The 9,560-nt window shown below is 72.1% G+C and carries 12 protein-coding genes; 7 read left to right on the top strand and 5 right to left on the bottom strand.

What is annotated here, in order from left to right; translation table 11 throughout:
* Positions 1 to 86: 86 nt before the first annotated feature.
* On the bottom strand, positions 87 to 1,169 hold the full coding sequence (locus AB0H87_RS32150; protein ID WP_360154167.1) for a Glu/Leu/Phe/Val dehydrogenase dimerization domain-containing protein: 1,083 nt from the start codon (positions 1,167 to 1,169) through the stop codon (positions 87 to 89).
* A gap of 180 nt (positions 1,170 to 1,349) precedes the next feature.
* Between AB0H87_RS32150 and AB0H87_RS32145 the strand changes: the two genes are divergently transcribed.
* The 5 genes from AB0H87_RS32145 (at position 1,350) to AB0H87_RS32125 (ending at position 5,546) form a co-directional block, all read left to right on the top strand.
* Positions 1,350 to 2,189, top strand: a complete 840-nt coding sequence (locus tag AB0H87_RS32145; protein WP_360154164.1) for a hypothetical protein — start codon at positions 1,350 to 1,352, stop codon at positions 2,187 to 2,189.
* Positions 2,190 to 2,436: 247 nt separating this feature from the next.
* Positions 2,437 to 2,646 carry a BldC family transcriptional regulator gene (locus AB0H87_RS32140; protein ID WP_007073996.1) on the top strand — a complete coding sequence of 70 codons (210 nt, stop codon included), beginning with the start codon at positions 2,437 to 2,439 and terminating at the stop codon, positions 2,644 to 2,646.
* A 94-nt stretch (positions 2,647 to 2,740) separates the two neighbouring features.
* A complete protein-coding gene (locus AB0H87_RS32135; RefSeq protein ID WP_360154159.1) occupies positions 2,741 to 3,526 on the top strand; it encodes a class I SAM-dependent methyltransferase in 786 nt (261 codons plus the stop codon).
* 50 nt (positions 3,527 to 3,576) lie between these two features.
* Positions 3,577 to 4,140 carry a hypothetical protein gene (locus AB0H87_RS32130; RefSeq protein ID WP_360154156.1) on the top strand — a complete coding sequence of 188 codons (564 nt, stop codon included), beginning with the start codon at positions 3,577 to 3,579 and terminating at the stop codon, positions 4,138 to 4,140.
* Entirely contained in the window at positions 4,137 to 5,546 is a 1,410-nt protein-coding gene (locus tag AB0H87_RS32125) for a PrsW family intramembrane metalloprotease (RefSeq protein WP_360154153.1), read from the top strand. The genes AB0H87_RS32130 and AB0H87_RS32125 overlap by 4 nt, the downstream gene beginning before the upstream one ends.
* On the opposite strand, the gene AB0H87_RS32120 is transcribed toward AB0H87_RS32125, so the two are convergent.
* The 4 genes from AB0H87_RS32120 to AB0H87_RS32105 are packed head-to-tail and all read right to left on the bottom strand — an operon-like array spanning position 5,541 to position 7,813.
* A complete protein-coding gene (locus tag AB0H87_RS32120; protein ID WP_360154150.1) occupies positions 5,541 to 6,290 on the bottom strand; it encodes a GNAT family N-acetyltransferase in 750 nt (249 codons plus the stop codon). The genes AB0H87_RS32125 and AB0H87_RS32120 overlap by 6 nt on opposite strands.
* Complete coding sequence (locus AB0H87_RS32115; RefSeq protein ID WP_360154147.1) at positions 6,287 to 6,970, bottom strand: DUF2786 domain-containing protein; 684 nt, start codon at positions 6,968 to 6,970, stop codon at positions 6,287 to 6,289. Before AB0H87_RS32115 ends, AB0H87_RS32120 begins: the two co-directional genes overlap by 4 nt.
* Before the next feature lie 6 nt (positions 6,971 to 6,976).
* A complete protein-coding gene (locus AB0H87_RS32110) occupies positions 6,977 to 7,366 on the bottom strand; it encodes a hypothetical protein (RefSeq protein ID WP_360154145.1) in 390 nt (129 codons plus the stop codon).
* A 45-nt stretch (positions 7,367 to 7,411) separates the two neighbouring features.
* On the bottom strand, positions 7,412 to 7,813 hold the full coding sequence (locus tag AB0H87_RS32105; protein ID WP_360154142.1) for a hotdog fold thioesterase: 402 nt from the start codon (positions 7,811 to 7,813) through the stop codon (positions 7,412 to 7,414).
* Positions 7,814 to 7,923: 110 nt separating this feature from the next.
* On the opposite strand from AB0H87_RS32105, the gene AB0H87_RS32100 reads away from it, so the two are divergent.
* Positions 7,924 to 9,267, top strand: coding sequence for an ABC transporter substrate-binding protein (locus tag AB0H87_RS32100; RefSeq protein WP_360154139.1), 1,344 nt, complete (start codon positions 7,924 to 7,926; stop codon positions 9,265 to 9,267).
* Between the two features lie 54 nt (positions 9,268 to 9,321).
* Positions 9,322 to 9,510 (top strand): hypothetical protein, encoded by a 189-nt coding sequence (locus AB0H87_RS32095; protein ID WP_360154136.1) that lies wholly within the window; start codon positions 9,322 to 9,324, stop codon positions 9,508 to 9,510.
* Positions 9,511 to 9,560: the final 50 nt, after the last annotated feature.

Below are 9,560 nucleotides of genomic sequence, written 5' to 3'. Positions count from 1 at the left end.
CGGCGCGTCGATCTCGTTTCTGATCAGGTCAATGCCCAGCGGCCGCGTCGCGGTCGGCGACGCGGCCGGTAAGGGGCTCCTGTCGCTCAGCCCAGGTGGATGGTCCGGAGCCGCCCGATGTCCGCCATCCGACGCTCTGCCAGGCGATCCGCGGCCACTGCGGGCGGCACGCCCTCGGCGTCCGCGAGCCGGAGGATTTCGCGCGTCGTGTCGTAGATCCGGGTCGCGCGCAGCTTCGCCCGCTCGAAGTTGAACCCCTCGATCTCATCTGCGACCTGGATCACACCACCCGCATTGACCACATAGTCGGGGGCGTAGAGGATCCCGCGGTCGGCGAGCTGCTTCTCGATGCCCGCGTGGGCCAGCTGGTTGTTGGCGGCGCCGGCCACGACCTTGGCCCGCAGCACCGGGACCGTGTCGTCGTCCAGGACGCCGCCGAGCGCGCAGGGCGCGTACACGTCGATGTCCGCGGTCACCATCGCGGCGGCGTCGGCCACCAGGTCCACCTGGGGGTACGCCGCCCGGACCCAGTCGATCGCCCGCTGGTCGACGTCGGTCGCCACCACGTCGGCCCCGTCCTCGATCAGGTGGGCTGTGAGGTGCTTACCGACCTTGCCCAGGCCCGACACGCCGACCCGGCGCCCGGCCAGCGTCGGAGTGCCCCACATGTGCTCGGCCGCCGCGCGCATGCCCTGGAAGACGCCCCAGGCGGTGAGCACCGAGGAGTCGCCGGCGCCGCCGTGCTCGACGCTGCGGCCGGTGACGAACCGGGTCTCGCGGGCCACCACGTCCATGTCGGCGACATAGGTGCCGACGTCGCACGCGGTGTAGTAGCGGCCGCCGAGGGACTGGACGAACCGCCCGTACGCCCGCAGCAGGCTCTCGCTCTTGTCCTTGTCGGGGTCGCCCCAGATGACGGCCTTGCCGCCGCCGAGGTCGAGACCCGCCAGGGCGTTCTTGTACGCCATGCCGCGGGAGAGCTCCAGCACGTCGTGGAGGGCCTCGGCCTCGCTGGCGTAGGGGTAGAAGCGGGTGCCGCCGAGCGCGGGGCCCAGCGCGGTCGAGTAGATGCCGATGATCGCCTTCAGGCCGCTCTGCTTGTCCTGGCAGAAGACGACCTGTTCGTGGCCGGTGGAGTCGGGGTCTTCCGTGCTGGCGAATACGCCCATCGCTGCTCCTGTCGTCACCGCGCGTCCTCGTGGGCCGCACGCATGCGGGTCGCTCCGGCGGGGTGGTGCCGAAGTTTCTGGGGACGACGATATTCCCGTTGGCAACGGGATGCCGACGCGCGTCGCTGACGGAGCACCCGTCGTTTCCGGACCGTGGCCGATTCGTGGGAGGATCGCGCCGTGCCGTCGCTGTTCGCTTCCTACCTGCGCGTCTACGAGCCGTTGACCGCATTCGATCGCGAACGTCAGGTCTTCTGGCGCCGTTACGTGCGGGAAGGCCGGGCCGTCGCGCCCGCCGAAGGCCCCGTCCGCCAGCGCACGGCGGTGATCGAGGGGCTCGGCGCGGGCTGGACCCGCCTGCCGGACCTGCCCGAAGAGGCGTACGTGCTCGAGGCGGACGACACGCTGCTCGTCTGCCCCTGGAACCTCCGCCTGCGGGTGGCCGAGGCGGCGCTGAGCGCCCGCGACGGCGTGCCCTCGGTGATCGCCGACGCGTTCGTGCCGCCGGTCCTGGCCGGCCAGGCCCGCGCCGTGGTCGACGACTGGCGCAGCGGGGCCCGGGTGCTGGAGCACGGCGTGCCGCGGGTGCACGAGCAGATCGCCACCTGGGGTGTGCCGCTGCGCTGGTTCGTCTTCGTCGACCTCGGCGAGCGCGAGCTGGTCCTGCGGGAGGACCGCCGTTCGCTGCGCTACCGCACGGAGATCTCCAAGGCCCGTCGCCGGGCGTCCCGGGCGCTGTCGGTGCTCCGCAAGTCCGTGGGCGACGCGCCGATCACCGAAGCGGTCGAGGAGGGCGCGCGGTGGCTCGAGGAGTTCCATCCACGTTCCGTGGTCGAGCTCGACTACGGCGGTCTTGTTGATCTCCTCTCCGACACCATTCTGGAAGAGGACGACTCACCGGGTCTGGTCGCTGCCGGACTGGCCGCTTTGTCCCGCGGTGATGCTGATGGGGCCACAGAGGTCTATGAGAACTTGGTCACTCGTTGGCGCGCGGTGCAGCTCCTCGAACGGTGTAATTAGGGTGCAAATAGGTGGGCTTGGATGAGGTATCCTCGTGTTTTCCTGAACACGAACGGTGACGTAGAGTCCAAATAAGGCGGTTTCTGGCATATAAAATCGCCATAAATCGGTCATTGCTCATCCGTCCATCCAGGGACGTTCGGCCGTTCGGCCCATGTCGGACATCGGGGACTAGCCGGACCATGAGAGACGCGTCGGCCGGCGGGACCCCGGCCGATGTCTATAGGTACCTGTGGAGGAGTGACCGATGGCATCGCGTACGCACGAACCCGAGCCGCTACTCACGCCGGCAGAGGTCGCGTCGATGTTCCGTGTCGACCCGAAGACGGTGACCCGGTGGGCGAAGGCCGGCAAGCTCAGCGCGATTCGCACGCTGGGCGGCCACCGCCGCTACCGCGAATCCGAGGTTCGCGCCCTGCTGCAGGGGCAGATTCCCCAGCAGCGCCAGGGCGACTGACCAAACCCCCCGGTCGAACGATCGTCGGACAGGGGCGGGAGCCACACGCCAACCGTGTGGGTCCCGCCCCTGATGCGTGTCTAAGGTCGGGGACGTGCAGGAACCCCTTGTCGGTGACGCGTTCGGCGAGCTCGTTCGCGACGCGTTGGCCGTGAACACCGGGGTCGGACCTCGGCCCCTGGCCGGCGGGCGGTTGCCCCGGCCTGTCATCGAGATCATCGAGCGGGACGACGGGCTGATCAACGGCGCGCCCGCCGCTCCCTATCTCGAGCCGCCCGCGGCGTGGCCGGACCACGACCACAGGGCGCTTTCCCGGGTACGCGGACGCGTGCTCGACATCGGCGTCGGCGCCGGCCGGATCGCCCTGGAACTGCAGCGGCGCGGCGTCCCGGTGACGGGGCTCGACGTCTCGGCCGGCGCGATCGAGGTCTGCCGCCGGCGCGGCGTGCACGATCTCGTGCTGGCCACCGTCGACGAGCATGCCGCCGCGGCGGGCCCGACGTACGACACCTTCCTGCTGCTCGGCAACAACCTCGGGCTGATCGGCGGCGCCGACCGGGCACCGGCCTTCCTGGCCGCCCTCGCCGCGCTGGCCCGGCCCGGCGCCCAGGTGATCGCCCACGGCACGGACCCGTACAACACCACCGACCCGGTGCACACCGCTTACCACCGGCTCAACCGTGAGCGCGGCCGGCTGGGTGGCCAGCTGCGGCTGCGGGTCCGCTATCGCGAGCTGGCCACCGACTGGTTCGACTACCTCGTCTGCTCGGTCGACGAGCTGCGCGGGCTGGTCGCCGGGACGCCGTGGCGGATCGCGGACATCGACGACGCGGACGCCCCTTACTACCTCGCGACGCTGGAGCTGGCCGCCGCCGGGTAAAGGCGAACAAACCTCGGAAATCCGACTTGTCGGTCGGTAGCGTGCCCTCTATGAGGGTGGCACGCGGCACGCTGCTGCGGAACCTAGCCGGCAGCATCGGGGTGTTGTGCACCGTGGCCGGGCTGGCGTTCGGGCTGCCCGCCCTCGACCGCGCCCTGCCCGCGCAGCGTCCCGCCGGCGACGGCCCGTACCCGGTCGGCGGCGGGGTCACGGTCACGCCGCCGCCGGGCGCCCGCCTCGACGTCACGCTCACCCGCCCGAGCGACCACCGCGGCACCGCCGTCTTCCTGGTCGGCAGCGTCCGCTACGTCGTCGTGGTCACGCCGTTCGACGGGTCGCTCGCCGACGCGACGTCCCGGCTCCGGCGCAAGATCACGGGAGTACGCGGCCACGAGATCACCGGCAAGGAGTTCCCGATCCGCACGACCGGCGGGCTGGACGGCCTGCAGGGCAGCTACGCCGCACCCGGTCGGGCCGGCCGCTACCTGGTCTTCCGCGCCGGTGACGTGGCGATCGAGGTGACCGCGGCCGGGAGCGCCCCCGCGCTGCGCGCCGCGCTGGGCGCGATCGAGGCGAGCACCCGCACGATCGCGTACCGCGGCGGCACCGCATGACGCAGACCCTCCCCTCGGCGCCGGTCCATCCCACGCCGGAGTGGGCCCGCCCGGAGAAGTCGCTGCTGCTGCCCGCGTTCTGGGTCGTGCTGATGCTGATCACGGGCGGCGCGGTCCGGCTCGGGCTGTTCGTCCGTGACTCGTTCGCCGCGTACCCGACCGCCACGCTCCTGGCCCTGGTGCTGTTCGGCCTCTACGCGGTGCCGTTCTGCATGTTCGTGGCCGCGCTGGACTACCTCGAACGGGAGCCGCCGCTGCTGCTGGCCACGGCGTTCGCCTGGGGCGGCCTGGTCGCCACGTCGATCTCCATCCGGGGCAACGCGGCCGTGCACAACCTGGTCGCGAAGCTCGCCTCGCCGGGCCTGGCCGCCGAGTGGGGTTCCGCGCTGGCCGGCCCGACGGTCGAGGAGATCGCCAAGGCCCTCGGCATCGTGGCGGTCGTGCTGGTCGCCCGGGCGCAGGTCAACAGCGTCCTCGACGGCGTGGTCTACGGGTCCCTGGTCGGGCTCGGCTTCCAGGTCGTGGAGGACGTCGTCTACGCGGTCAACGCCGTCGCGGTGGCGGGCCGCGGCGACCAGGTGGCCCCGGTCGTCGCCACGTTCCTGCTCCGCGGCTTCCTGGCCGGCCTGTGGAGCCACACGCTGTTCGGCGCGCTGGCCGGTGCCGGGATCGGCTATCTGGCGGTACGCACGGAGCGGTCGTTGTTCGTCCGGGTCGCCGTGGCGGTGCTCGCGGTCCTGGGCGCGATGGGCATCCACTTCCTGTGGAACTCGCCGTTGCTCAGCCTCGGCGGTGGCGCCGGCATCTTCGGTGACCTGTTCGTGAAGGGGATCCCGCCGCTGCTGGTGATCCTGCTGCTGGTCCGCGGGGTCCGGCACCGCGAGGCGGACTACTACATGAGCCAACTCGCCGCGCTCGGCGACCGGCGGATCGCGACCGAGGACGAGCTGCGGGTCCTGGGCCATGGTCATCTGCGGGCGGGGGCGCGGCGGTACGCGTACGGGCGGGGCGGGGTCAGGGCGAGACGCGCGGTCCGCCGGTTGCAACGGGCCCAGGCCCGCCTGGCGGTGGAGCTGAGCCGGGGCGCGGGCCTACCGAACCCGGCCGCGACCATCGCGCCGCCCGTGCTGGACACCGCGCCGGACCCGGAGGCGCCGGTCGCGGTCGGCGTCGCCCGGGTCCCCGAGGGATTGACCTACGCCCCGATCCTGGGCGGCCCGGCCGCGGTCCGCTGGCGGGACCGCGTGCTGGTCGAGCGCGGCCGGATGCTGGCGCTCGGCCACCCGGAGGCCACGGCGCCGTTGAACCGCACCGGCAGCGTCCGCCGCGTCGTCGGAGGCATCGCCGTGTTCCTGACCGCCATGATCGCGGTCGGCCTCTCCCTCATCGCGCTCGGCGCCTCATGATCGGATCGCGTGCTCGACCACGTCGCCGCAGGGCTCGAAGCCCAGGCGGGCGTAAACGCTGATCGCGTCGTACGCCGCCTGCAGGATCGCCGTTCCGCAGCCTTCGGTCGCCGCCAGGGCCAGGCCGAAGCGCAGCAGGGCGCTCGCCCAACCCTGCCGGCGCGCGGTCGTGAGCGTGCAGACGTTGTAGAAGCCGGCGACTCCCGCGCCGTAACTGAGTTCCGCCGCCGCCACCGGGCGCCCGTCCACGTAGCCGACCAGGTAGCGGGAGGTGCTGCCCAGGGCCCACGGTGCCGTCCGCGCGAAGAACTCCACCACGGTCGGCGACGGCGGTGACCAGTTGGCCGCGACCACCGACGCCCAGTCGGCCAGCTCCGCGGGCGTCGTGGCCACCCGGACCGGGCGGTCCACGGGGCGTGGGCCGGTCCGGCACCACATGGCCAGCTCGCGCTCGCCCACCGGCAGGCCGGCGGCCAGCAGCCGGTCCGACAGGTCCGCCGGCGTCGAGCTCGGCCCGACCCACCACATGAACGGTCGCCCCGCGGCCCGGACCACCTCGACCGTGGTCGCGATGCGGTCGACGGACGCCCCGAACCGGGCGGCGGCCACGATGTTGAAGGTGTCGTCGGGCAGGCCGCTGTCGCAGACCAGCACGTCGTCCGCCGCGAGCACGCGCATGCCGGGCACGACCCGGTGCAGGTGGGACGCGTGCCACGCCAGGTTGTCGTCGATCGCCCGCTTCACGCCAGGGCGTTCCGCGCACGGGCGCCGACGTGGGCGCCGCCGCCCAGGTCCGCGGCGGTGCCGGCCGCGTAGCCCGACGCACCGCCGTCGCCGCTCAGCCGGCGGGGGCGGGCCAGGCGGGCGGTGGGATAGGCCTCGTCGCGCCGGCGCTCGACCGCGCCGGAGCGATCCGCCAGGACCAGGTCCATCGACGGTACGCCCGACGACGCCGCCGTCTCCGCCGCCCGGAGCCGCGTCGAGACCGCCGCCGCGAAGCCCGCCAGCCAGGAACGCCGGAACGCGGCCGGATGCTGGCCCCACGGGACCGGTGTAGCCGCCATGCCGTGGGCCGCCTGCACCAGCAGCGACGTGTAGAGCAGGTCGGCCCGGGTGACGTCGCTCTCGAAACCGAACAGGTGCACCGCGATCGAGCCCGCCCGGGACAGCCGCACCGTCCGGCAGCGCAGCGGGATCGCGACGCCGACCAGGAGGCCCGCCTTGTCCGTGGCGTACGGCGCCGGCACGTCGATCATGCGGTCGACCACCGGGTCCCGGGCCGGGTCGCGGGCCGCGAGCAGCGCCTGGTCGACGCCGTACTTCGCGATCAGCTCCGTGGCCTTGGCCGTCAGCGCCTCGGCCTCGGCCGGCGAGCACGCCGGGTCCTCGGCCTTCGCCAGCAGCTTGCGGACCTTGTCGAGCACGACCGCCTACTGTGCGCGGCGGCGCAGCGTGGCGACGGCCGAGCCGGCCAGCGTCAGCAGGCACTCCGGCAGTTGCCCGTCGGCCAGCGCGGCGCCGAACAGCGCCTCGCCGGTCGACGCGTCGCTGTTGGCGTACGCGCTGACGAACCGGGCGACCCAGCGGGTGTCGTACCCGGCCTCGTCGATGTCGGGGAAGTCGAGCGTCCACCGGCCGACCGGCACGCCGTCGCCGACCATCGTCGCGGCCAGGCACCACGCGACGTCGTAGGCGCCGACCACACCGGACCGGTCGACCACCGCGTCGAACGCGCTCGCGACGGCGTCGCTGTCGCCGTCGAGCGCGAGCCGCAACACCTGCGCGGCGTCGTCGACCGCATCCGGAGGAACCTCGACCACGGGCGAACTCTACGACCCGGCGTCAAACCGGACCAGCGGAACGGCTCACACGGGGGATCGCAGCAGACAGGTGAGCCGCGCGGTGCAGACGCGGTCGCCGGCGTCGTCGGTGATGACGATCTCGTAGGTCGCCACGCCGCGCCCGCGGTGCGCCGGTGTCGCGATGCCGGTGACCGTGCCGGCGCGTACCGCCTTGTGGTGCGTGGCGCTGATGTCGACGCCGAGCGTGAGCCCGCGGCCGATGCTGTGGCCGTGCAGGGCGGCGGCGACCGAGCCCAGCGTCTCGGCCAGCACGCAGGACGCACCGCCGTGCAGCAGCCCGTACGGCTGCGTGTTGCCGTCGACGGGCATCGTGCCGACCACGCGGTCCGGGGTCATCTCGAGGAGCTTGATGCCCATCCGTTCGGCGAGCGCGCCCGGGCCGTGGTCGAGGAGTGATGTTGACACGCGGTTACGTTACCGCTCGGTAGACCGGCTTTCGTCGGGCGCTATCCCACATATCGATCCCGGCGCGCTACTGTGCCCTGGACTTTCGGGGAGGAAGGACGGACACCCCCATGCTCGTCTCCCGCGGAGCGCGTCACCTGGCCATCGCCATGTCTGCCGCGCTCGTGTTGACCATCGCGGCCTGTGGCAAGGAAACGCCGCCACCGACGGCGGACGCGACCGCTGTCCCGGCGCGGCTGTACGGCACGGACGGCAACATGATCAACTCGTTCGGCGACGAGTTCAAGGACCAGACGGGCATGCTGGCCGGCATGAAGGGGACCACCCCGCTCACCCCGCTGTCCGAGGACTTCAAGGCGCGGCTCAAGGGGCTCCGCCCGGCGCTGACCGACTACTCGTACGCCGGTGAGACCTATGACGCGATGGTGATCAGTGCCATCGCCGCTGAGCAGGCCGGGTCGAACGACCCCGGCGCGATCGCCAAGCAGATCAACTCGGTCACCACGGGTGGCACGGAATGCGAGACCCCCAAGGCGTGCCTGGCGCTCGCCCGCGCGGGCCGGGACCTGAGCTACCGGGGCGTCTCGCTGACCCGCGGCGGGTTCACCGACGCCGGCGAACCGTCCACCGCCAGCTACGCGACCCTCCACTTCGGCACCGCGGACCGGCTCGACGACAGCAAGACGGAGTACGTGGGCGCGGGCGACGAGTCGACGACCACGACGAAGAGGGCGCCGCGGGGCGGAGCCGCCGAAGAGGACAAGCCCGACCCGCTGAAGATCGGCGGGCTGCTGCCGGAGACCGGTGACCTGTCCCTGGCGTACCCGCCGATGGAAGCGGCCGCGGCGCTCGCGCTGAAGGAGATCAACGCGACCGGCGGCGTCTTCGAGCAGGACGTCGAGTTCGTGCCGGGTGACGACGGCACCAACCCCGACACGGCCAAGGCGACCGTGGCGAAGCACATCGCCGCGAAGGTCAGCGTCATCATCGGCGCCGGCGCGTCGAGCATCTCCCGCGCGGTGCTGCCCGAGGTGGTCAAGGCGGGCCTGGTGCTCTTCTCGCCCTGCAACACGGATGCCGGGCTGAGCACGATCGACGACAAGGGGCTGTACTTCCGCACCGCGCCCTCCGACATCCTGCAGGGGCGCGCGCTGGCCGACGTGATCCTGCGCGACGGGCCCCACAAGATCGCCATCGTGGCCCGCAACGACTCCTACGGCACCGGCCTGCAGGACAACGTGAAGTCCGAACTGGAGCGTGCCGGCTTCCCGGCCGACATGATCGAGACGCTGGTGTACGAGCCGCCGACGCCCGCCGCGCCGGACATCGACTTCGCCGCCGGCGCCAACCAGGTCAAGGCCCACGGCCCGGACGGTGTGCTGGTCATCGGCTTCGGCGAGTCCGCCCAGATCATCAAGGCGATGGCCAAGGCGGGCGTGCCGATCCACCACTAGCTCGTGGCACGTTTCCGGGAGCCGCGGCCGGCGGGGCACCCATAGGTTCTGCTCATGAGCGAGTGGGACTCTTCGTACCTGGCCAGTGACCAGGGATCGGTGGACGGTTTCGGGAGCAGCGACGGCGACGTGGCGCACTCCATGGTGGAGCTCGAGGTCGACGGCGGGCGCCGCTTTCTGACCGACGTCGACGGCGACGGGTACGCGGACCTGGTCGCCGTGGGCGGGGCGCACCACACATAGGTATTTGACACCTTTTTAAACCATTAACACGCTGTTAGATGTGGTATTGC

Origin of the sequence: Asanoa sp. NPDC050611 (assembly GCF_040654855.1) — a bacterium.
In the GTDB taxonomy this organism is placed as follows: Bacteria; Actinomycetota; Actinomycetes; order Mycobacteriales; family Micromonosporaceae; genus Asanoa.
The sequence above is the reverse complement of the archived record's forward strand: the minus strand, read 5'-3'. Positions and strand labels throughout refer to the sequence as shown.